The following is a 21,147-nucleotide window of genomic DNA, read 5'->3' on the forward strand; positions in this document are numbered from 1 at the left end:
CCCGCACCGCCGGCCCGGTCATGAATTAGAACGCGTTCCAATTCGATGGTACCGGGTGCGGTCAGCGGGCTCCGGGCAGCAGCACAGCCGCCCCGGCGAATCGGCCGTGTGCCAGGTCGGCCAGGGCCCGGTCTGCGGATTCGAGCGGATAGGGGTTGATGCGAACCTGCATCCGGTGCTGAGCGCAGAACTCCAGGAATTCGCGGCCGTCCGCGCGCGTGTTGGCCGTGACCGAACGGATCTCGCGCTCCTGGAACAGATGGCGCTGATAGTTCAGCACCGGGATGTCCGTGAGGTGGATACCCGCGATCGACAGCACACCACCGCGGTCCAGCCCCTCCAACGCGGGCAGCACGAGGTCCCCGACCGGCGCGAACAGGATCGCCGAGTCCAGCGGCACCGGCGGCGGGTCGGCCGCGCCCTGCGCCGACGCCGCACCCAGTGCCAGGGCCAACTCCCGCGCGGCGGCGTCGCGGGTCATCACGTGCACCTCGGCGCCCTGAGCCAGGGCGACCTGGGCGGCCAGATGCGCGCTGCCGCCGAAACCGTAGATGCCGAGCCGTCCCCCCGGCGGCAGCGCGGCCCGCCGCAGCGCCCGGTAGCCGATGATGCCCGCGCAGAGCAAGGGGGCCAATTCCGCGTCGGCATACCCGGAAGGCAGCGGGTACACGTAATCGGCAGGCGCCGTCGCATATTCAGCGTAACCACCGTCGGCGTCCCATCCGGTGTAGCGCGAATTCGGGCACAGATTCTCCGCGCCGCGGCGGCAGTATGCGCACACCCCGCACGTGCTGCGCAACCACGCGATACCGACCCGGTCGCCGGGCGCGACAGCCGTCGCTCCGGCACCCGCAGCCACCACCTCCCCCACCACCTCGTGACCGGGCACGACCCGCTGCCGGTGCACCGGCAGATCACCCTCGGCGACATGCAGATCGGTCCGGCACACGCCGCAGGCCAGCACTCGCACCAGCACCTCGCCCGCGGCCGGCTCGGGAATCGGGATCCGGGCGCGGACCGGCGGGGATTCGTCGATCGGGCCGGGCCGCACCACCTGCCAGGCGGCCATCGTCGCAGGGTTCATCGCACTCCTTCCGACACCGGAACGCCCGTGCCACGGCGGGAAGATCGATGGTAGTCGTGCACGCGGACGAACCCGGCACATCCGGCCGCCGAGGCGGTCACGGGCACCGGAACGCGGCGTTGATAGCGTCGCCGAGTGCCCCCGCCGTCGACCGCCTTCACGCTGCCCATCGGGCGGGTGCACACGATCGTCGACCTGGCGCGCCGGCGCGGCTGGGACACCGGGGAACTGCTCGCCGAAGCCGGCATCGCGCCGCAACTGCTGAACCAGGGACGCGCCCGCGTCACCGTCGGGCAAGCCGTGCATCTGGTGCAGCAACTGTGGCGCAGCACCGACGACGAACTACTCGGATTGGGCCGTCACCCGATGCCACGCGGCACCTTCCGGCTGGTGTGCTTCGCCCTGCTCGGTTCCCGCGATCTCGCCACCGCGCTGCACCGGTTCCGGATGTTCCAGAAGGCCCTGCCGGGATTTCCGCCGCTACAGCTGAGCACCGATGCCCGCGAGGCGCGCATCGCGTTCGACCTCAGCGATATCCGCCATCCGCACAGCCTGATCATCGACACCATGCTGATGGTCGTCTACCGCTTCCTGGACTGGTCGGTGGGCGGCTCGCTGCGACTGCTGCGCGTCGAAGTCCCCTATCCGCCCAACGATCTCGACGACTACGACCTGATCTTCGATGCGCCCGTGCGCTTTTCGGCGCCACATCCCGCCCTGGTGTTCGATGCCGCCCTGCTCACCGCACCACTCGTGCGCGACGAGGACGATCTGCTGCGCTTCCTGCGCAACGCCCCCGAGGCCGTGATCGGCCGCGGCGACGATTCGGTGTCCACCGCGGCGCAGGTGCGCCGGATCCTGGAGCGCGGCGGACCACGGCACTGGCCCGGCGTCGAACAGATCGCCGGCGAACTGGCCGTCAGTCCCGCGACACTGCGGCGCAAATTGAGCGAGGAACATACCTCGCCCAGCCGCATCCGAGAACAGATCCTGCGCGATGCCGCGATCGCGGTGCTGGTGCGCGGCGAGACGGTGACCGCGATATCGCGCCGGCTCGGCTTCTCCGAACCCAGCGCCTTCTCCCGCGCGTTCCGGCGCTGGACCGGCAGCTCCCCCGGTTCCTATCGCGGTCCCGCCGCCGCGCCCTGAGCGATCCGGTCACAAGATCGAGCGCTGCGGTCATTGGCTGCCGCGCGGCGCGCTCCTACCTTGGCGAACGAACACTGTATTCGACCAGAGGAGTTTCCCCGTGCCGGTGCATCGGTCCCCATGGATGGACGAAGATCTCGACGCGCTCACCGATTTGGCGCGCCGCTTCTTCGAGAAGGAGTGCGCACCGAACGAGGATCGCTGGGGCCGCCAGCACCACGTCGACCGCGAAATCTGGAACCGCGCAGGCGAATTGGGGCTGCTGTGCATCTCCATCCCCGAGGAGTACGGCGGTGGCGGCGGCACCTTCGCCCACGAGGCCGTGATCGCGATCGAGCAGACCCGCGCCATGGCGCCCAGCCTCGGCAACCCGGTGCATTCCACGATCGTCGCGCACTACATCAACGCCTACGGCACCGAGGAACAGAAGCAGGCGTGGCTGCCGAAGATGGCATCCGGCGAGATCGTCGCCGCCATCGCCATGACCGAACCCGGTACCGGCTCCGACCTGCAGGGCATCCGCACCCGCGCGGTCGCCGACGGTGACCACTACGTCATCGACGGCGCCAAGACCTTCATCTCCAACGGCCTGCTCGCCGATCTGGTGATCGTCGCCGCCAAGACCTCCGAAGGCAAAGGCGCGGAATCGGTTTCGCTGATCGCCGTCGAGACCGACCGAGACGGCTTCCGGCGCGGCCGCAACCTCGAGAAGGTCGGCCAGCACGGCCAGGACACCTGCGAACTGTTCTTCGACGCCGTGCGCGTCCCGAAGACCAACCTCCTCGGCGCCACCGAGGGCACCGGCTTCATCCAGCTCATGCAGCAACTACCGCAGGAGCGTCTGATCCTGGCCGTCGCCGCCGCGGCAGCGATCGAGAAGACTGTCGAGATGACCGTCGCCTACACCAAGGAACGCCAGGCCTTCGGCAAACCCATCTTCAACTTCCAGAACACCCAATTCACCCTCGCCGAATGCGACACCATCGCCTCGGTCGCCTGGGCCTTCCTCGACGACTGCGTCGCCAAACACCTCCGCGCCGAGCTCGACATACCCACCGCCGCCAAAGCGAAATGGTGGCTGACAGAACAACAATGCCGCGTCGCCGACGAATGCCTCCAGCTGTTCGGCGGATATGGGTACATGGCGGAATACCCGATTTCGCGGGTGTTCACGGATGCTCGGATCCAGAAGATCTATGGGGGGACGAACGAGATCATGAAGCTGATTATCGGGCGGAGCTTGTAGATCGCCTGGTGAGAGGGGGTTTTCGGGGTCAGGACGCGGCCGCGTCCCGTCTCCGTCCCGTCTCTCGTCGAAATCGCCGTCGGCGAATCCGCATCGGCACCCGAACTGGGCACAACGGAATACGGGATCTATGACGCCGACGCGGGGCGGGCATGGTTCCGCCCTCGATTGGATGCAGCCTTCCTGTGTCTGGTAAGGAGGTTCGACCACGGAGCCGAGGACAATGAGGTCGCATGAGGATCATGACGAACCTGCTCGGGCAGAGCGGGGTAGCGATGTCATCGAGCGGCCATGAATGAGCAGCGGCGTGACAGCTTCTCGATCGAATCGGCCCGCCGGCTCCAGCGGCACCTGCCAGCCGAGGTCACACCAGGACTGACCGATAGCGAATTCGACTCCATCGAATCGCGCTACCACTTTCGATTCGCTGACGACCACCGCGCCTTTCTGGCGGCTGGACTTCCCGTGGACGAGCCGGGCGAGTCCGGCTGGCGTGGCTGGCCGGACTGGAGACACGAGGATCCGGACGTTCTCGGAACGTGGCTCGCTCAACCCGCAGAGGGTGTGTTGTTCGACGTTGAACACAACGGTTTCTGGCACCCAGCATGGGGTGACCGGCCCGCCGATCCGATCCGATGTCTGGATATCGCCCGCCGCGGGCTCGCGGACGCGCCGCAGCTGATTCCTGTGTTCGGTCATCGGTTCCTGCCAGGCATCGCGGGGCAATGCGGTCACCCGGTGGTGTCGATTGTCCAGACCGACGCAATCTACGCTGGCCTAGACCTTTCCGACTATCTTCGGCGCGAATTTCTGCAGCAGGCCAGTGACCTGGACTTGGCTCACGCAACAGCTCCCTTCTGGAATTACCTGCTCGGCGACAGTGGCGGACCACCGGACTTGAGAGTCATCGCGCCATCGGATCCCTACGCTGTCAGCCCAGACCATGCCGTGGAACAATTGCGCATGCTGGCGCTGGAGCGGCACATCGGACGCCCAGTGGAACCGGAAAAGCTCGTCGAAGCTGCCCTCGTCGCACTGGTTCTCGATATCGACAGCGAATCTCTGCCTCTGCTCGGCGGTCTCGCCCGAGCAGAGATCGACCAAGCCGAGGAACTGTTCGACCAAGTGTTGAACGAACTCGACATCGTGGCAACGATTCCCACCGATGAGTGCGATATCCGGCACCTACTGGTTCGATGGTGGCTTCGTCAGATCACACAAGGACATCTGCCACCGGTAATCGGTGCCGAACTGATCTCGACCGAGGCTTGGATGCAGCTCAACCAGCCGGAATCGCTCCGCCCGCTGTTGGAACTCACCGACCGCTACGGCGACTGGGAAGCCAACCAAGCCGCCACTCCTTTCCAGCTTGCTACAGACATTGTTACCGCGGCGCAGGGGCTACTGCACCGCTCGTGGGCGTCCTGATCAACTCTGCAGCAGGCGAAAGCGTTGGCGCTCAGAACCAATTGGCTGATGATCAGGATGTCGGCTGCGGATCGGGTACTGCGGCCACCAACCCCGCTTCGGATGCCGGACCACGTCTCGTTGATGTCGTCGCGCGCCCATTCGATGATGTCACCGTCGGCGCGGACGTCACCGGTGAGCCAGAACGCTTCGTCGGGTGCCCATCCCGCGATCACCGACGCTCTTCCTGCAAACCCTGACGATGGTCGCCGAATTCGAAGCCAACCTCGGCCACTTGTGCACCCGCGAAGACATGGCCAAGTCGCGAGCGAAGGGGCGACTGAAAGGCAAACCGTGACGGTGTAAATGACGACCAGATCGCGCGCCCGGTCTTTCAACATGACCGCCGCCGAGTACGCGGCCAGTCGAGACGTCGCGAAATCACCGGCGATGAGACGACCCCCGATACGGCCGATCAAGCCATCGGTCCGCGTCCGCACGTCGCCGGTGTGGCGTGGCGTGGCGTGGCGTAAATCATCGTATCCAGGGGCAGCGTCCCTCGCTCACGGCCGACCGCAGGGCGACCAGGCCGGCGAAATACGCCCCCGTCCGGCCCCGTGACGCTCGAACACGTAACAGCCTTCGTGATGTGAACGTGATCTGGAGTACAGAACCACAAACTGTGAGCGGCGACATAGTTTAGGAAAGGCCGCCCGGTCAGACGCCTGAAAAGTTGGTAACCAACCGTCGTGCGGCTCCGCTTCCGACGTCTCGTCGTTGTCGGAGTGATGCCGGAGCGTTATCGTATAGAAATACGTTCGGCTACCTGGTCCGAATGTGCCTTGCGAATCGTAATTCGCACCTCCCAATTGAAACCGTCGCCAAATTCGGCCGCGCCTTCGGCGTGAGAAACCGGTCGGCGGACTGATCGCGGTAGGACGCGCGCCCGACTCCGGTCGAGGCGCGGCACAGCGCAGCGCCCGCAGCATCGCGACAGTTCGGTCGTTCCGGGTCAGGCCATCCCCACAGCACTCCGTGCAGAGGCGAGTTCATTCGATCCCGCCCGGCTGCTCGCTGCCCGCTGTGTGCCCGAACAGTCGAGAACAGGAATCAGACCGCATGTCCGCAACATCAGCACGCCGCAGATCCATGACCTCGATCGTCCGCACCGCCGGTGCCGTGTCGCTGGCCGCCACCGCGGCAGCGACCATCATCGCCACGGCCGGCGGTGGCCAGTCGTCCACAGCACAGGCGATCGATATCAAGGCGCTCGCGACTACCGTCGCCGCAGCCGGCGCGCCCGGAGCAGCTCAGGCACCCGGCCCGGCCCCTCAGCCCGTCGCGGCCCCGGCTCCTCAGCCCGTCGCGGCCCCGGCCCCTGCGCCCATCGCGGCCCCCGCGGCGCTGCCCGGCGCCGATCAGGCGAATGTCACCACCTGGCTACCGGAGATCAACAGCGCGATGCAGTCGGCCGGTATCGACACACCACAGCGTGCCGCCGCTTTCCTCGCCCAGGTCGGACAGGAGACCGCCGGTTTCGCCACGTTGACCGAGTACAGCGACGGTAGCGACTACAACGGACGGGCAGATCTCGGCAACACCCAACCGGGCGACGGCCCCAGGTACAAAGGGCGCGGTGGCCTCCAACTCACCGGACGCAACAACTACGAACGCGCAAGCCAGGCGCTCGGTGTCGACTTCGTCAATCACCCTGAGCTTGTGGCGGATCCGAAGTACGCGTTCGCCACGGCCGCGTGGTACTGGAACACCCACAATCTCAACGCCGCCGCCGACCACGCGCACCCCCAGGACCCCGCGAGCATCGACCCCGTCTCACGCATCATCAACGGCGGTTCCAATGGAAGAGACGTCCGGCGTGAACACTTCATCCAGGCATGCCAAATTCTGAAATGCCCGTAAGCCGCGCCGACGGCCACATGATGCGATTTCGTGCGCACCATGGGTCGCGCCGCCTATCCCGACCACTGCCGCGCAACCGAGGCGTGGTCGGACACGTGTAGCGCCAGCTCGGCCGCCACCGTTTCGCCGATCGCCGTACGCCGGGCCGACCGCCGGGCAGCGTCGGGCTCCGTGGCGGTGGCCAGGCGATCCAGGGTAGGCAACGCATGCCAGCTGTAACACAGCGACAGAATCGTCAGAAGTAGTTCTCTCGCAGCGGATTCCGGAAGCTCCGGCACGGCATCGCGAATAGCTCGAATCTTGCCCAGCATGCTCTCGCGCCGCTCGGATTCGGCCACCGGTGCCCCCAATTCCAGACTCTCCCAGAACAGCAGGCGCGCCAATGCGGGCTTGTCGCAGAGGTGATCGAAGAACCGCTCGGCATAACCGATCACCGCAGCGGTTCCCTCCCCCTCGACCTGAACCGCCTCGCCGAGTTCGCCGATTTCCCGGGCGATCACGATGGCGAAGAGCTGATCCTTGGTGCCGAAATACTTATAGATCCGCTCCTTGTTGACCCCCGCAGCGGCCGCGATGCGGTCCACGCGCGCACCCGCCAGCCCGCGCTCACCGAATTCCGCCACCGCGGCGTCCAGCAGCAATCGTCGGGTGCGTTCGGTGTCCCAGGCCATGCGGCCAGACTAGCAAATTCTCCAACTAAACAGTTGCAGAATTCCTTCCGGAGGTGTCTACTCACATCTACAACCATCTAGTTGGAGTCTTGAGGAGTCACTGTGAGCACCCCTGTTCCCGCCCCATCCGTGCACGTCCGCGCCGCCGTCACCTGGCTCGCGATCTTCCCTATGGTCGCCCTCGGAATGACCGCGATGGCACCGTTCACGGCCGGCTGGCATCCCGTGCTGCGCGCACTCGTACTGACCGCGTTCGTGGTCCCGGCCGCGGTGTACGTCGCCGTCCCCCGCCTGCTCGGCGTCCTCGCCCGGCATGTTCACCGGTGACGCGCGGGCATGTCCGGGATGGCGCCGATGTCCCGACTCACATGGTAAGGGCCGTACACCAGCGAGAGGCACGCAATGCGCGAATTCGACACTCCCGTCGCCATTTTCACCGTCATCGACGTGAGAGGGCACGCGTGGGTCCGGATTCTCGCGCGGCGCTCCCGAGATACTGGTGGGCTGGGCCGGCTGTGGTGGGTTGGGGCAGACCGTCAGCGGAAGAGGCGGAAGAAGCCGCGCACCTGCTCGACCAGCGACTTCGGCTGCTCCAGCGCGGCGAAGTGGCCACCTCGCGGCAGTTCCTCGAACCAGCGTAGATCGGTGAACCGCAGCTCCGCCTCCCGCCGCGACGGGCGGGTTATGTCGCGCGGGTAGACCGACAACCCGGACGGCGCGGTGACCTTGTCGCGGAAAGCGGCGAAGCTCTCCCAATACAGGCGGGCCGACGACGTGGCCGACGCGGTGAACCAGTAGACCGAGATCTCATCGAGGATCTGCTGCCGCGACAACGCGTCCTCGGGATGACCATTGTTGTCCGTCCAGGCCCAGAACTTCTCGGCGATCCACGTGGCCTGGCCCGCCGGGGAGTCGGTGAGGCCGTAGCCGAGCGTCTGCGGCCGCGTCGCCTGGATCGCCGAGTACCCCCGACCGGTGCGTCGGAACTCCTTGGCGGCCTTCAGGTTCGCCAGCTCCGCGGGTGTCGGGTCGTCGAACGGGCCCGCCGCCACGGACCCCATGTTCAAGTGCACGCCGGCGACCCGCTCGGGCGCCACCTCGCCCAGCGCGCCGGACACCGCCGAACCCCAGTCACCGCCCTGCGCGCCGTACCGCTCGTAACCCAGCGAGACCATCAACGTGTCCCAGGCGCGTGCGATGCGATCGACGCCCCACCCGGTCGTCGACGGCTTGTCACTCCAGCCGTACCCGGGCAACGACGGCGCGACCACGTGGAACGCGTCCGACGGGTCCCCACCGTGCGCGCGCGGGTCGGTCAACGGGCCCAGGATCTCCAGGAACTCGAGCACCGAACCCGGCCACCCGTGCGTGAGCACCAGCGGGAACGCATCCGGCTCCGGCGAGCGGACGTGCAGGAAGTGGATGCCCAGCCCGTCGATCGTGTCGCGATACTGCGGGAACACGTTCAGCCGCTCGGCGAACCCGAAGTCGTAGTCCTCGGCCCAGCTGCGGCACAGCTCCTGCGCATAAGCCAGCGGCAAACCCTGCGACCAGTCGTCCACCGGCTCGGCCTCGGGCCACCGCGTCCTTCGCAATCGTTCACGCAAATCCGCGATCTCGGCTTCAGTGATACTGACTTCGAACGGCTCGGCGGCCACTGGGGCTCCCTTCCTCGCAAGACTTGGCGGATCAGATGTAGATCACGGTGAAACCGCCGACCCGCTCGCAGGTGTAACCGTCATCGCGGGCTCCACGTCGCACCACACCTGCTCACCAGCGTACGAGTCAGCCGACGGCACAATCCCTTTCGCATTTGCGGAGTGCCGTCGTCGATCGCGCCGGCGGGTGTGCCTGCGAGTCGGCCGCATACGAAGGGGGTCCGCTGACGAGGTAGAGGTGTTCTCGTAGACGCGCACATTGCCGTAACGGATCGTACTCGTTACCGCCGAGCCACGTGATCGTGTCCGCCGTAAGACCACTCGTCACGACAACCGCTGCGGCACACGCCGATCCACGCCCCGCCCCCTGGTCCAGGCCCAGATCGACGCACAAACCGAAGACGCGCCCGGATTCATCGACTCCATCAACACATCCGGGGTCGACCGAGGCAATATCAACGACCACGACCTGGTCATCGTGGGCCACAGAGTCTGCTACCAGATCTCCAGCGGCCGCGGCGACATCAGCGGAGCAGCACTCCCCCGTCGTATGGACCACTGCGGGACTCGGGGCACCGATGTCACGTTGTCCACGTTCGGCGGCCTCGGTGCCGGATCCGAAAAGCGGTGCCGGCAAGCGGAAACCGACGGTGATTCGGAACGCGGCCGGATGGCTGCACACTGCGCCCGTGGATGCCGCCACACCACCAAACTCGCTACGAAAATCACTGTCCGGCTGGTGATATGGCGGTTTCCTTCCTACGGCGGATCGAAGCTCGAAATGATGCGCCGGATAGGTCACCTACGGTCGCCCTCATATGCGGACAATCGATCCAAGAGCTCAGGCACAGCGCTGAGCTGCGCCCGCTCATCTGCGCTCAGGAGAGCAACGATGGCCTCGGCGACCCATTCGCGCCTGGCCTCCCGATCTCGGTCCAGGGCAGCGCGCCCCTGCTCGGTGAGGGTAACGAGGAAACCGCGGCGGTCCCGGGGATCGTCCCGTCGGGCGACATACCCCCTGGCCTGCAGATCCGCTACCGCCCGGCTCTGACTCTGGTGGCGTACACCACGCCACTGGGCAAGGGACGCCGTCGAGGCATCACCTTCACGATCGAGCAGGCCCATGGTCTCCGCCAGAGGTGGCGGCAGAGTGTCGGCATGCGCGCGAGTCGCACGCACGAACCTGCCGATGGAGACCCGCAGCCGCTCCGCCAAGTGATCTCGGTCCGCCACGGGTCGACTATACAGCCCTGCTGTATTTGACCCACCGCGCCACAGGCCGCAGCAACAGCAACCCGGGCAACCACACGACGCTCGACATATACAGCAAAACTGTATACTTTGAACCGTGCGATAACGCCCGAGCAGGAACGGAACCACCATGCAACTGACGAAATACGCCCACGCCTGCGTTGCCCTGGAGAAGGACGGATCCAGAATCGTGCTGGACCCCGGCACGTTCACCCCCGACGCGAAGGCCGCCGTCACGGGCGCCGCAGCAGCGCTCATCTCCCACGAGCACTTCGACCATTTCGACGACGCCCTGCTGGCAGCCGCCCTGGACGACGATCCGGAACTGCGGATCCTCGGACCGCGCGCGGTGCTGGACAAGCTCGGCAGCCACGGCGGGCGGGTGCAGATCCTCACCACCGGGGACGACCTGAGCGTCGGCGGCTTCACCGTCGGTGTCCACGGCGACCGCCACGCCACGATTCACGCGGACATACCCTGCGTCGACAACCTCGGCTACCTCATCGACGAGACGCTGTTCCACCCCGGCGACGCCTACTTCGTACCCGAGGTGCCCGTCGACACCCTGCTACTGCCCACAAGCGGGCCCTGGACCAAGCTGGGCGAGGCGGCCGACTACCTGCGCGCGGTCAAGCCTCGCCGGGTAATCCAGATCCACGAGCTCATGCTCAGCGACCTCGGCCAAACCTCCACCCGAACCCTCTTGGCCGGCCTGACCGGCATCGAAATCACGGTCCTGTCCCCTGGCCAGAGCATCGATCTGTGAAACCTCGGGACCGGAACCAGAAGGTGAGTCGAACATGCGCTTCGCCACGATCAGGCGCGGTCACAGCCTGACCGGGGCACGCGTCGCGGGCGACTTCACTGCCCACTGATCATCTCGACTCTTCGTGCCGGGAAGCGTTGTGCCCCAGCGTCGCACCGGCCGCCGTCGTGGAAGAACTGCACGAGGTCCTCCCTGAGCCGGAAGCGGACGCCGGACGCCAGTCAGTTCCCCAGTGTCCCGTTGATGGTCAGGTAGAAGATGCGTAGCATGACTGCCGGCTTCTCGCTGCGGACACGGATCTGTACCACCGCATCCGGCGTGTTGGCGGGGACGAGAATCCGGGCCTCCACCATGCGCGACCGTGGCGAGTCCGACAGTGTTCCGCGTGCGACAATCATTCCGTCGCAGACTATTTCGAGCAGATCGGGCGCGGCGTCCTCGTCCGTATGTGCCCACGCGAACAGCTGATAGGCGATGCCGGGCGCGAGGCCGCCTCCACCGAGCCGGATCGTCGTCGCACCGTCGGCGGCTATCAGCGGAACGACTTCGCCGGTTCGTCCGAAGACGTCCTGATCACCACCCGATATGTCGACACGGTCCCACGGCAGCGGTGAGCCTGCGCTCACCTGCACACCGGCCTGGTCGTCGCCGCCATGGAGGGAAGCATGCGGGGGCCCGCCGTAGCGGTGTTTCCAATCGCTGATCATCGTCCACAGCACGTGTCCAGCGTGCGAGCCGAGTACCGAACGGGCATAACGGTATTCACCGGTCACGAGTTCGGTCAGAAAGTCGACCATGTTACCGTCGTACCTGGCCCAGACCGCGGGGCCGTGAAGATGCGCGAGCACCGTCCAACCGTCGGGATCCTCACCTTCGGTGACCCAGAAGAACATGTCGCCGTTGGTACTGCCACCCCACTGGAGCAGGCCACCCGGTTCCGGATAACCGACAAGCGGATTGCCGTCGTCGTCGTAGTCGAAAACCTCGTTCGCAACCAGATCCCGCGCATTGTCGATCAGCGACGTGAGCCGAACCTCACCATTGAGCCGACGGGACGCCGGGTACAGCACGTACAGCTCGCCGATCCCGCCGTTGCCGTAGTTGTCGATGAAATCCCGATAGTCCGACGGCAGCCGGACCCCACAGGCCGATTCGATGTCGTCCCACGGCGGCGACACCGCTTCGGGCAGCGGTGACGGCGCCATGATCCCCTTCAGCCGGGAAACCGATGCGTGCACCCCGAGCTCCTTCCGAATTTCTTTGAACCACAGTCGGGTTCCGGTAGTAATCGCCAAGATCCAACGGATACGGCGTAGTGCGTGGCGAGGAATCGGGTTGAGTTCTGCTGCGGGACAAGGCTGCTGGTGGTTGCCCTGGCGGCCCGAGCGTGCCCGCGACCTGAACCAGGGAACGAACGGACCACGTCGGACAGGTCACGGTCGTGAAGATACCCGGTCGGGGAGGCGACTGCGTCGGTGTGCGCCAACGTCATCGGATCGCCCGAATCCTGCCCGGCCAGGGTCGGGGTGTGCGCGATGTGCGGCGGTAGGTGGCATGAGTCGACGGCGCTCTACCGTGCACGTGGCAGGGATGACGGCAGCCCGAACGTAGGGAGGACGTTCTCCTCGAAGCGGGTCATGGCGCTGATTCGGTCGCCGGCGAGGGTGAGCACGAACAGGCCGACTCCCTGACTACCGGTGGGGGTGGGCAGGTAGACACCGAACGCCGGTTGACCGTTGGCTCGCGTCGGCACCAGTTCGAATCTCCGTCCCAAGCCGAAAACGAGGGCGCAGAATCGGGCCACGCTGTTTCGGCCCCGGTACTCCAACGGTATCGGTGGCATCGACATGAAGACGTCGTCGGTCAACAGCGCCACCAAGGCATCGATGTCGGCGGATTCGTAGGCGCTGACGAACTTCGCCGCGAGCGTGTTCTCGGCAGGCGAGCCGGCGGCGGGCGGCTGGGCTCCGGCAGCCGTCACCGGCAGTCGATGTCGCATGCCCGCCCGTGCGCGTTTGAGGGCGCTTTTGACCGATTCGACGGTCGTATCGAGCATGTCGGCTACTTCGTTGGCGTGGAATCCGAGGACGTCGCGCAGGATGAGAACGGCGAGCTGGCGAGGTGGCAGAATCTGCAGGGCGGTCACGAACGCCAGGGAAATGGATTCGGATTGCCCGTAGCGGGCCTCCGGACCCAGCGGAACACTGATCGCGCCGTCCAGAAGGGTGTCGGGATAGGGCTCGAGCCAATGGATTTCGCCGAAACCCGTCGGTTCCGGCGGTTCGACTCCCGGAACGTCCCACTGCTTCGCGGGACGCCGGCGTTCGGCGCGCAACGCGTCGAGGCACCGGTTGGTCGCGATGCGGTACAGCCATGTGCGAACCGAGGCACGGCCCTCGAATCGGTCGAGGCCACGCCACGCGGCCAACATGGTGTCCTGAAGAGCGTCCTCGGCATCCTGAAACGATCCGAGCATCCGGTAGCAGTGCACCTGTAGCTCGCGACGGTGCGGCTCGGTCAGCGCTCGGAACGCCTCGCCGTCGCCGTCCCGCGCCCGCGACATCAGGTCTGTTTTCGCCAGCTCCACTCCGGCCACCTCTCTCCGCGTGTGCGGTTCCATCCTGTACGGACGCCGGCCGCCGCGCGAAGGGGGCGCACGGGCAGCGCCCCCTTTTCCGGTGCCGCGGCGTCGACACCGGTGACAACCGACAACCTCGTCAAAGGAGCACGGAAAATGGGAAAGATCGTCCTCACCTCGAACGTCACACTCGACGGAGTGGTCCAAGACCCGGACGGCGCGGAGGGCTTCGAACACGGCGGCTGGTTCCACCAGTTCGTCGGAGCCAAGGACCTCGAAGACTGGACCGCCCGCGAGACGCAGGAGGCGCTGGATGCCGAGGTGTTGCTGCTGGGTGGGCGGACCAATGAGTGGTTCGCGGACCGGATGACAGAGCAGAACCTGGCGGAGGGCCGTGTAGGCCCCGAGTGGGCGAACAGGGTGCGCAGCATGGCCAAGTACGTCGTGTCCTCGACTGTCGAGGCCCCTCGGTGGAGCAACGTCACCGTCCTGCGCGGCGACGCGGTCGAGGAGGTTTCGGAGCTGAAGGGCACAGTGGACGGGGAAATCCTGATCTACGCCAGCTACCGGCTCGCACGCACACTGATCGAACACAACCTGCTCGACGAACTGCGGCTCGTCGTCTTTCCGGTGGTGGTGGGAACCGGCCGGCGGCTGTTCGACGAGGCCGGCGCCAAGAAGCCGCTACACCTGGTCAACACCCGACAGCTCGGTGACGGCCTGGTGTACTACAGCTACGAACTCGCGCAAGGCTAACGCCCCATCAGCCGACCAACCTGTTCGGCAGGAACGAAAGTAACCGGTTAGCAGTCGGACTCGATGCCAACTGCCGGGCGGACATCTGGAAGGGCTGGCACACGGTCGCGAAAGTGCAGCTCGGCTGCCTCAATCAGTCGTGCTGGCGTGCGCGGCGATGATTCGCCAACCGTGGGTCTCGTCGTACAGCCAAGTACGGGTGTAGCGCATCCTGGCCGCGAACGGCGTCCCGGAGACGGTCCCTTCGACGGTGCCGAGAAACCACGTCACCCCGGTACGCCCGTCGGTGAGTACGGTCAACTCCTCCTCGGTCACCTTCGTCACCACCTGCGCTCGGGTGCGGTGCAGCTCCAGGTCGTCCGCCTTGGTCTGAACGTTCGCACCGAAGGTGAAAATCAGCCGATCATCCAGCAGCCGATCCAGCGCCTCGACGTCTCCAGCGAGCTGCGCGGTCTGGAGTCGGCGCTCGGCGTCCCGCAAGTTCTCCATGCGGAACACTCTCCCAGCCGGCGCCGTATCCGCGCCAGGACGTTCACACTCGGCTGATCTTCACAGTCCGACCCGGCAAGGTCGAAGCACCAACCGAGGTGCCGAATTCGTTGCGGGACCGGGGCGGCCGCTTCGGTGCCGGGGCGGTATGCCCGGTCCCGGCACGGAAGCCGAACAGTGACGGCAGGTCAGTTGCGTACCAGCAGCACGATGCTCGCGGCGACTACTGCCAGCACGATCGCGGCCACGCCGTAGACGAGCCGGTGAGTGCGCAGCACAGGAAGGTAGTGGTCGACGGAGAAGCGGCCGGGTCCGGTGAGGGCGAGCGCGGCAGCGGCGAGGGCGAGGGTCGATTCGTATTCGAAACCCTTGGGGGCGAAGAACGAACCGGTTCCGTGCACCGCAATGGCGTTGATCATGACGCCCAGCACGGCGGCCGCCGCCAGCGGAGTGATCAGACCGAGTGCCAGACCGAGACCGCCGAGGGTTTCGCTGAGCCCGGCAACGACCGCCATGGCGTCACCCGCGGGATAGCCACTGGCACTGAAGAATTGGCCGGTGCCGGAGATGCCGCCGCCGCCGAACCATCCGAAGAGCTTCTGGGTGCCGTGCGCGGCGACGGTCAGGCCGATCACCAGACGCAACACCAGCAGCCCGGTGTCATAGCCGACCTGGCTGGAGGCGTGCGCCACAGGGGCGGTCGCGGTGGCGCTGGTCATGGAAACTCCTATGGGTCTGGGTGAGTGATTCAGCCGAGTTGGATGGAGCGTTTGGCGAGGCCGTGCCAAAAGCCGTCGATGACGCTGCGCTGGGTGGCGAGGTCGGCTTCGCCCGCACCGAGGGTGACGAACAGCGGGGCGAAGTGCTCGGTGCGCGGGTGCGCGAGATGCGCTGCGGGGGCCTTGTTCTCGAAGTCGAGCAGGGCATCGATATCGCCCGCGGCGAGCACGCCGTGGCCCCACTCGTCGAATTCGGCCATCACCGGATGCACGGAGCCGTCTTCGGTGAGTGCCCGTAGATTGTGCGAGAAGAATCCGCTGCCCACGATCAGCACGCCGTCGTCACGAAGCGGAGCGAGCTTGCGCCCGAGCGTCATCAGCTCCGAGGGATCGAGAGTGGGCAGCGACATCTGCAGCACCGGGACGTCTGCCTCCGGATACATCTCCACCAGTGGCACGTACGCACCGTGATCCAGGCCCCGGTCCGGCGCTTCCCGCACCGCCGTCCCCGGACCGTGCACCAACTTTCGAACCTGCGCCGCCAACTCGGGCGCACCCGGCGCTGGATAGCGAACCTCGTAGTAGTGCTGCGGGAAGCCCCAGAAGTCGTACACCAGCGGAACCGTCTCGGTTGCCCCGAGGGTCACCGGCGCATCCTCCCAATGCGCCGAAATCATCAGCACCGCTTTCGGTTTCGGCAATGCCGCCGACCACTGCGCCAGCTGTTCGGGCCAGATCGGGTCGTCGGCCAGCGGTGGCGCACCGTGCGACAGATACAAGACCGGCATCCGGTCTGTCCGCTCGGCAGTCATCACACCTCCTATTGTTCAAATTTGAACCTTATGCCGGCGATAGTACGCCTTTATTCAAATTCGAACAAGGTGGGTAGACTGAGCCCGTGCGATGGCTCGACGACCAGGAAATGCGCGCCTGGAAGGCGCTGCTCTCCGGCTGGGCGCTGCTCGAGCGGGAGATCGAAGGCCAGCTCAAACGCGATGCCGGACTGTCCCACGGGCAATACGAGGTTCTGGTCCGGCTGGCCGACGCCCCTGACAGCACTCTCCGGATGACTGCGCTCGCCGACTCGCTGATCAACTCCAAGAGCAGGTTGAGCTATCAGGTGGATCAGCTGGAGAAGGCCGGGCTCGTCTGCCGCGGGACCGTTCCCGGCGACAGCCGCGGCGTCACCGCCACCCTGACCGACAAAGGCCGCCGCGCACTCGAACAAGCGGCTCCCGGGCACGTCACATTGGTCCGCGACCTGCTGATCGACGTTCTCACACCAACACAGTTGACCGCCCTCGCCGACGGCCTCGGCGAAGTCGCACGCCGGATCCAGGAAGCAGAAGGCCAGACCATAGGCCGAAGCCGGCCGTGACCGGCATCACGACGAGCTGGAACGCCTCCCCCGATGACCAGGCTGCCGGCTGCTGAGTCTTTCGGCCCCGTTATGTCAGGGGCCGCCAGCTCCAGAGTGAGTGTCACAGAGTCGTCGCCGAGTTCTACCCGCTGCGTGACGCGTCCGGGGTAAGGCCACGGGTCGGCAAGATCGACGGTGAATGCAGCCGATAGGTCGTCCGTCCGGGTGGTGGTCCAGGCGGAGTCCCGTCCGGTGCCGTGGATGGCGTGCGGCGGGTGGTTGAGCGGCATCTGGTGGACGACGCCACCGTTGCGGAAGCGGCCGTAAGCGAGGCGGCCGCACCAGGGCACCATCGGGAAGGCGCCGTATTCGGTTCCCTGGCGGAGCAATTCGATGCCGTCAACGGTCATGCCGCTGATCCGGCATCCATTGCGAGGGTCGATGGTGACAGCAGCGTCGCCCTGGGCGAGTCGTACGATCTGCTCGGCGTTGGTCACTCCCCGGACGATACGGCTCGAACTCCGATAGCGAGGGAGGCCGCACCGGACCGCGGTGCGCTCTGTTCGATCTCGACCACTGCGTTCTGAAAGTCCCGCGCCTGGTTGGATTCCGCCATGGCGGACGACGGCCTGTTTGGGCCCGGATAGAAGGGGGACAGGGTGCGAGCACCCCGATGGTGGCGACCGATCCCGGCGCGGACGATACAGTTCTTCGCTCTGGCCTACGCCCTGACCTGGCTGCTGTGGCTGCCGATGCTGCTGGCTCCGGACCGCCTGCAGTTCCTGCACTACCTGGGCAGCTTGGGCCCATTGATCGCGGCGTTCGTCATGCGCGCTCGCACCGGCGGCGCACCCGCAGTGCGGGAACTGCTCGCGCAGATGGTCCGCTGGCGGGTGCCGCCGCGCTGGTGGCTGTTCGCGATCGGATTTCCGCTGACACTGTTCGGGGTGGGCGCGCTGATCTCGGCATTGCTCGGCGACCCTGTCGACTTCTCGCAGTTCCTCGGCTCCAAGGAATACGCCGACGTCGGGATCTGGCTCGTGGCGATCGAGATCGCCTTCTTCGGATTCGGGGAGGAGACCGGCTGGCGCGGCTACGCCATCCCCAGCCTGGAGGCCGCCGGCTGGACCTCCTATGCCGCGACCACGGCATTCGCGGTCGCGTGGGCGGGCTGGCATCTGCCGCTGTTCTTCTACCCGGACGGACTGGCCACCCTGGGGCCGCTGATGATTCCGGGCTGGCTGATCAGCATCCTGTTCGGCGCTTACCTGACCACATTCCTGTTCAACAACGCCCGCGCAAGCCTCCTGATCGTCGCGGTCTTTCACGGCATGGTCGACATCGTCTCGATCTCCCGCGCCGCCACCACCGCCACCCTCGTCGCGGTCAACGCCGGGCTCATCGCCGCTGCGGTCCTGGTCGCCATCCGCTACTCCCCGACCCTGCAACTGCCAGGCTCCGCGTCCGCCCATCGCCCCGGCCCCGCCGAGGCCCCCGGCTCGTCCCGCTGACACGACCTCGTCCCCGGGAGCCCGGCCCGCTGTGACCGCCCAGCTGGGGCACTATCTAGAGCAACTCGATTTCATCGAATCCGACGGTCAAGTTGTGGCGGCGTTCTCGTAGTACGTTCCCTTCGCGATGCGCGACACCTTCACTGAAGCTCAGGTGCAGCTGCGCTCGGTGGTCGTCCACCTCTTGTACGACCGCGCAGATGCCGTGGAACGGTCCCGCCGGGAAGTAGACGACATCACCCGGCTCGTATTCGCGAATGCTCACCGACACACGATAGTCAGCTCGAGATGAGGTCGAGTCGCCCTCGGCAGCACCCCGAATACGCATCAGCACAGCCGCTTTCCGTTCCGTCGCCACCGCCGTCGCGTCTGAGCCAGCCGGTCCTGGGTGCCGATCACCGCCAATGCCGGTACGGACGGGCATGCTCGGCAACACCGGGCATTCCGCCTCGAACAACCTCGGCCCGACCCGAAATACAAGACGCCATAGCGAAATTCGTCCACGAGATCATCCGCCGGCTCTCGATTCAACACCGACCGTTAGTTCTCGATTGCACCACCTCCCGCAGGGCGGTGCGTTCAGACGCCCGCGTCCGCGGCACCGTATCCCTCCGCCGCTGTCCGGACGAAACTACGGATCAGCGGGCTGCGAGCGGCTTTCGACCATGCCACGACCAGACGGCTCGGCGGGCGATCCGGAAACGGGACGGTCACCAGCCCGGCGGGTAGTGGCTGGTCGAGCGGGGCGAGGGCCGAGGTCCCGTTCCAGAGGACCGCTTGCAGGCATTCCTGGATCGTGCGCAGTTCCGGCGCGGCACCATCGGGTGTGCCGCACGTCCAGTACGCGGTCCACGCCCGGTCGGCCTCCGCGGGCAGCCGCACCCAGCGGCGGTCGGTCAGATCGGCCGCGGTGACCGACGAACGGTAAGCGAGGGGATCGTTCTCGCGCATCACCACACCGACCGGTATCGAGCGGAGCACGCGCATGCCGATTCCGTTGGCGTCGAACGGAGTTCGGGTCAGCGCCACGTCCACCAGCCCGGCGCGCAGCCCGGCCGTCGGATCGCCGAGATCGGTTTCGTGAATCCTGACCTGCACGTGCGGATGGCGGGCGCGAAACGCGGCCACCAGCCGGCTGTCGACGTGGGCGGCGGTATCGGCCAGTGTCCCGATGGTCAGCGTCGCGGTGCCGGCCGCGGTGGTCACCCGCTCGCGGATGCGGTCGGCCCGGCGCAGCAGAGCGCACGCCTCCTCGTACAACACCGATCCGGCCGCAGTCGGGACGACCCCCTTGGGCGTGCGTTCGAACAACGCCACACCCACGTAGTCCTCGAGTTCGCGGATCGCGCGGGTCAGTGGCGGCTGGGTCATGTGCAGTCGGTGCGCCGCCCGGCCGACGTGGCGCTCCTCCGCGACGGCCACGAAGTACCGGAGCAGGCGAAGATCCACCCCACGCACGATACCGAGAGGGTATCGACGTTGCGGAGCGGGACTTGGACACCTCGTACGCCCACCGGCCACCGTGGAAAGCGCAGAACCGAAAGGAGATTCACGCTCATGACCGACGACACGCTCACCGCGGATTGCTTCCGCTACGACACCACGCGCGCACTGTTCGACGAGGCCACCACCGTCGACGGCAGCGCACTCACCATGCACACCGCGGCCACCCTGCCGGAGATCTTCGAACGGACGATCCGCGACCGGGGATACGACATCGCGGAGCTGGGACTCACCTTCTACCTGCGCCTGCTCGACGCGGGCCTACCGTACGTGGCGCTGCCGATCTTCCCGAACCGGGTGTTCCGTCATTCCTGCGTCTTCGTCAACGTCCACGCCGGTATCGAGCGCCCCGCACAGCTCGCCGGGCGCACCATCGGGGAGTTCGGCACCTACGGTCAGGACTCCGGCGTGTGGGCCAAAGGCATCCTCGCCGACGAATACGACTTCCACCCGGAACGCAGCCGCTGGGTGATCGGCGGACTGGACAAACCCATGGCACCGTTCGATTTCATACCGCACCCGCATCCCGCCGGCGTCGACGTGACCGCCGCACCCGAGGGCGCCTGCCTGAGCGCGATGCTGGACGCGGGCGAGATCGACGCCCTGTTCTCTGCGAACGTCCCCCAGTGCGTACTCGACGGATCGCCGAACGTCGCCCGCCTGTTTCCCGACGCCGAACTCCTGGAGCGCGACTATCACCGACGCACCGAGATCTTCCCGATCATGCACGTCATCGTCGTGCGCCGCGACCGGCTGCGCGAACGCCCCGGCCTCGCGCGCGAAATCTTCCGGGTCTTCAACGAGGCGAAAGACACTGCGGCGGAATACTATCGCCGCAATCGCCGCCTGTACGAAGTGCAGACCATGGTGCCGTGGTTCAACGCACTGGTCGAGCGCAACGCCGAGCAGTTCGGCGACGACTGGTGGCCCTACGGCATCGCGGCCAACCGCCCCACCCTCGACACCTATCTGCGCTACCACGCCGAACAGGGACTGTCCTCGCGACAGTGGGCGATCGAGGACCTCTTCGCCCGAGAACTGCTCGGCACCTGACCGTCGAACTTCCGCGGTCCAGCATC

The 21,147-nt window shown here is 66.4% G+C and carries 21 protein-coding genes and 2 pseudogenes; 11 read left to right on the plus strand and 12 right to left on the minus strand.

What is annotated here, in order from left to right:
- Positions 1 to 61: 61 nt before the first annotated feature.
- Positions 62 to 1,069, minus strand: coding sequence for a zinc-binding alcohol dehydrogenase family protein (locus NE2_RS19650; protein ID WP_063028193.1), 1,008 nt, complete (start codon positions 1,067 to 1,069; stop codon positions 62 to 64).
- A gap of 150 nt (positions 1,070 to 1,219) precedes the next feature.
- On the opposite strand from NE2_RS19650, the gene NE2_RS19655 reads away from it, so the two are divergent.
- From NE2_RS19655 to NE2_RS36635, 5 genes and pseudogenes are all read left to right on the plus strand, one after another.
- A complete protein-coding gene (locus tag NE2_RS19655; RefSeq protein WP_063028196.1) occupies positions 1,220 to 2,233 on the plus strand; it encodes an AraC family transcriptional regulator in 1,014 nt (337 codons plus the stop codon).
- A 124-nt stretch (positions 2,234 to 2,357) separates the two neighbouring features.
- Positions 2,358 to 3,479 (plus strand): acyl-CoA dehydrogenase family protein, encoded by a 1,122-nt coding sequence (locus tag NE2_RS19660; protein WP_063028198.1) that lies wholly within the window; start codon positions 2,358 to 2,360, stop codon positions 3,477 to 3,479.
- Between the two features lie 291 nt (positions 3,480 to 3,770).
- Complete coding sequence (locus tag NE2_RS36595; protein WP_174553960.1) at positions 3,771 to 4,907, plus strand: hypothetical protein; 1,137 nt, start codon at positions 3,771 to 3,773, stop codon at positions 4,905 to 4,907.
- 220 nt (positions 4,908 to 5,127) lie between these two features.
- A pseudogene (locus NE2_RS35070) lies at positions 5,128 to 5,238 on the plus strand (recombinase family protein); the annotation flags it as partial.
- Between the two features lie 767 nt (positions 5,239 to 6,005).
- Positions 6,006 to 6,806 (plus strand): glycoside hydrolase family 19 protein, encoded by an 801-nt coding sequence (locus NE2_RS36635; protein WP_063909431.1) that lies wholly within the window; start codon positions 6,006 to 6,008, stop codon positions 6,804 to 6,806.
- A gap of 53 nt (positions 6,807 to 6,859) precedes the next feature.
- Here NE2_RS36635 and NE2_RS19675 read toward each other — a convergent pair whose 3' ends face one another.
- On the minus strand, positions 6,860 to 7,477 hold the full coding sequence (locus NE2_RS19675; protein WP_063028201.1) for a TetR/AcrR family transcriptional regulator: 618 nt from the start codon (positions 7,475 to 7,477) through the stop codon (positions 6,860 to 6,862).
- Between the two features lie 102 nt (positions 7,478 to 7,579).
- Between NE2_RS19675 and NE2_RS19680 the strand changes: the two genes are divergently transcribed.
- Positions 7,580 to 7,804, plus strand: a complete 225-nt coding sequence (locus NE2_RS19680; RefSeq protein ID WP_063028203.1) for a putative antibiotic biosynthesis monooxygenase — start codon at positions 7,580 to 7,582, stop codon at positions 7,802 to 7,804.
- Between the two features lie 209 nt (positions 7,805 to 8,013).
- Here the strand turns inward: NE2_RS19680 and NE2_RS19685 are convergent, their stop codons facing one another.
- Positions 8,014 to 9,135 (minus strand): epoxide hydrolase family protein, encoded by a 1,122-nt coding sequence (locus NE2_RS19685; RefSeq protein WP_063028205.1) that lies wholly within the window; start codon positions 9,133 to 9,135, stop codon positions 8,014 to 8,016.
- Between the two features lie 798 nt (positions 9,136 to 9,933).
- Positions 9,934 to 10,518: a MarR family winged helix-turn-helix transcriptional regulator gene (locus tag NE2_RS37695; protein WP_084494170.1), complete on the minus strand. Its 585-nt coding sequence runs from the start codon at positions 10,516 to 10,518 to the stop codon at positions 9,934 to 9,936.
- Here NE2_RS37695 and NE2_RS19695 point away from each other — a divergent pair.
- Positions 10,517 to 11,152 carry an MBL fold metallo-hydrolase gene (locus NE2_RS19695; RefSeq protein WP_063028207.1) on the plus strand — a complete coding sequence of 212 codons (636 nt, stop codon included), beginning with the start codon at positions 10,517 to 10,519 and terminating at the stop codon, positions 11,150 to 11,152. The two genes, NE2_RS37695 and NE2_RS19695, sit on opposite strands and share 2 nt — an antisense overlap.
- Before the next feature lie 221 nt (positions 11,153 to 11,373).
- Here the strand turns inward: NE2_RS19695 and NE2_RS19700 are convergent, their stop codons facing one another.
- Positions 11,374 to 12,390: an SMI1/KNR4 family protein gene (locus tag NE2_RS19700; protein ID WP_106958581.1), complete on the minus strand. Its 1,017-nt coding sequence runs from the start codon at positions 12,388 to 12,390 to the stop codon at positions 11,374 to 11,376.
- Positions 12,391 to 12,722: 332 nt separating this feature from the next.
- On the minus strand, positions 12,723 to 13,739 hold the full coding sequence (locus NE2_RS19705) for a sigma-70 family RNA polymerase sigma factor (protein WP_373862260.1): 1,017 nt from the start codon (positions 13,737 to 13,739) through the stop codon (positions 12,723 to 12,725).
- A gap of 147 nt (positions 13,740 to 13,886) precedes the next feature.
- On the opposite strand from NE2_RS19705, the gene NE2_RS19710 reads away from it, so the two are divergent.
- Positions 13,887 to 14,486, plus strand: a complete 600-nt coding sequence (locus NE2_RS19710) for a dihydrofolate reductase family protein (protein ID WP_063028213.1) — start codon at positions 13,887 to 13,889, stop codon at positions 14,484 to 14,486.
- A gap of 129 nt (positions 14,487 to 14,615) precedes the next feature.
- Here the strand turns inward: NE2_RS19710 and NE2_RS19715 are convergent, their stop codons facing one another.
- The 3 genes from NE2_RS19715 to NE2_RS19725 all read right to left on the minus strand — a co-directional run bounded on the left by NE2_RS19715 (position 14,616) and on the right by NE2_RS19725 (position 16,506).
- Complete coding sequence (locus NE2_RS19715; protein WP_063028215.1) at positions 14,616 to 14,975, minus strand: nuclear transport factor 2 family protein; 360 nt, start codon at positions 14,973 to 14,975, stop codon at positions 14,616 to 14,618.
- 188 nt (positions 14,976 to 15,163) lie between these two features.
- The gene (locus NE2_RS19720) at positions 15,164 to 15,694 is read right to left on the minus strand and encodes a DoxX family protein (RefSeq protein WP_063028217.1); all 531 of its coding nucleotides are present in this window, start codon (positions 15,692 to 15,694) and stop codon (positions 15,164 to 15,166) included.
- 29 nt (positions 15,695 to 15,723) lie between these two features.
- On the minus strand, positions 15,724 to 16,506 hold the full coding sequence (locus tag NE2_RS19725) for a dioxygenase family protein (protein ID WP_063028220.1): 783 nt from the start codon (positions 16,504 to 16,506) through the stop codon (positions 15,724 to 15,726).
- Between the two features lie 86 nt (positions 16,507 to 16,592).
- Here NE2_RS19725 and NE2_RS19730 point away from each other — a divergent pair, with 86 nt between their 5' ends.
- A complete protein-coding gene (locus tag NE2_RS19730; protein WP_233429832.1) occupies positions 16,593 to 17,072 on the plus strand; it encodes a MarR family winged helix-turn-helix transcriptional regulator in 480 nt (159 codons plus the stop codon).
- 149 nt (positions 17,073 to 17,221) lie between these two features.
- On the opposite strand, the pseudogene NE2_RS37700 reads toward NE2_RS19730, so the two are convergent.
- A pseudogene (locus tag NE2_RS37700) lies at positions 17,222 to 17,464 on the minus strand (aldose epimerase family protein); the annotation flags it as partial.
- A 249-nt stretch (positions 17,465 to 17,713) separates the two neighbouring features.
- Here NE2_RS37700 and NE2_RS19740 point away from each other — a divergent pair.
- A complete protein-coding gene (locus NE2_RS19740) occupies positions 17,714 to 18,565 on the plus strand; it encodes a CPBP family glutamic-type intramembrane protease (RefSeq protein WP_063028224.1) in 852 nt (283 codons plus the stop codon).
- Between the two features lie 55 nt (positions 18,566 to 18,620).
- Here NE2_RS19740 and NE2_RS19745 read toward each other — a convergent pair whose 3' ends face one another.
- Both NE2_RS19745 and NE2_RS19750 read right to left on the minus strand, forming a co-directional pair.
- The gene (locus NE2_RS19745; RefSeq protein ID WP_063028355.1) at positions 18,621 to 18,830 is read right to left on the minus strand and encodes a KOW domain-containing RNA-binding protein; all 210 of its coding nucleotides are present in this window, start codon (positions 18,828 to 18,830) and stop codon (positions 18,621 to 18,623) included.
- Between the two features lie 314 nt (positions 18,831 to 19,144).
- A complete protein-coding gene (locus NE2_RS19750; protein ID WP_063028226.1) occupies positions 19,145 to 20,014 on the minus strand; it encodes a LysR family transcriptional regulator in 870 nt (289 codons plus the stop codon).
- 108 nt (positions 20,015 to 20,122) lie between these two features.
- Here NE2_RS19750 and NE2_RS19755 point away from each other — a divergent pair, with 108 nt between their 5' ends.
- Positions 20,123 to 21,121: a substrate-binding domain-containing protein gene (locus NE2_RS19755; protein WP_106958580.1), complete on the plus strand. Its 999-nt coding sequence runs from the start codon at positions 20,123 to 20,125 to the stop codon at positions 21,119 to 21,121.
- Positions 21,122 to 21,147: the final 26 nt, after the last annotated feature.

This window comes from Nocardia elegans NBRC 108235 (assembly GCF_001612845.1).
GTDB classification, from domain to species: Bacteria; Actinomycetota; Actinomycetes; order Mycobacteriales; family Mycobacteriaceae; genus Nocardia; species Nocardia nova.

Excerpts from the sequence above, each read along its gene's own strand:
- NE2_RS19650 (WP_063028193.1), bottom strand. The coding sequence starts at position 1,069 with ATGGCCGCCTGGCAGGTGGTGCGGCCCGGCCCGATCGACGAATCCCCG.
- NE2_RS19660 (WP_063028198.1), top strand. The coding sequence starts at position 2,358 with ATGGACGAAGATCTCGACGCGCTCACCGATTTGGCGCGCCGCTTCTTC.
- NE2_RS36595 (WP_174553960.1), top strand. The coding sequence starts at position 3,771 with ATGAATGAGCAGCGGCGTGACAGCTTCTCGATCGAATCGGCCCGCCGG.
- NE2_RS36635 (WP_063909431.1), top strand. The coding sequence starts at position 6,006 with ATGTCCGCAACATCAGCACGCCGCAGATCCATGACCTCGATCGTCCGC.
- NE2_RS19675 (WP_063028201.1), bottom strand. The coding sequence starts at position 7,477 with ATGGCCTGGGACACCGAACGCACCCGACGATTGCTGCTGGACGCCGCG.
- NE2_RS19695 (WP_063028207.1), top strand. The coding sequence starts at position 10,517 with ATGCAACTGACGAAATACGCCCACGCCTGCGTTGCCCTGGAGAAGGAC.
- NE2_RS37695 (WP_084494170.1), bottom strand. The coding sequence starts at position 10,518 with ATGGTGGTTCCGTTCCTGCTCGGGCGTTATCGCACGGTTCAAAGTATA.
- NE2_RS19710 (WP_063028213.1), top strand. The coding sequence starts at position 13,887 with ATGGGAAAGATCGTCCTCACCTCGAACGTCACACTCGACGGAGTGGTC.
- NE2_RS19715 (WP_063028215.1), bottom strand. The coding sequence starts at position 14,975 with ATGGAGAACTTGCGGGACGCCGAGCGCCGACTCCAGACCGCGCAGCTC.
- NE2_RS19720 (WP_063028217.1), bottom strand. The coding sequence starts at position 15,694 with ATGACCAGCGCCACCGCGACCGCCCCTGTGGCGCACGCCTCCAGCCAG.
- NE2_RS19725 (WP_063028220.1), bottom strand. The coding sequence starts at position 16,506 with ATGACTGCCGAGCGGACAGACCGGATGCCGGTCTTGTATCTGTCGCAC.
- NE2_RS19755 (WP_106958580.1), top strand. The coding sequence starts at position 20,123 with ATGACCGACGACACGCTCACCGCGGATTGCTTCCGCTACGACACCACG.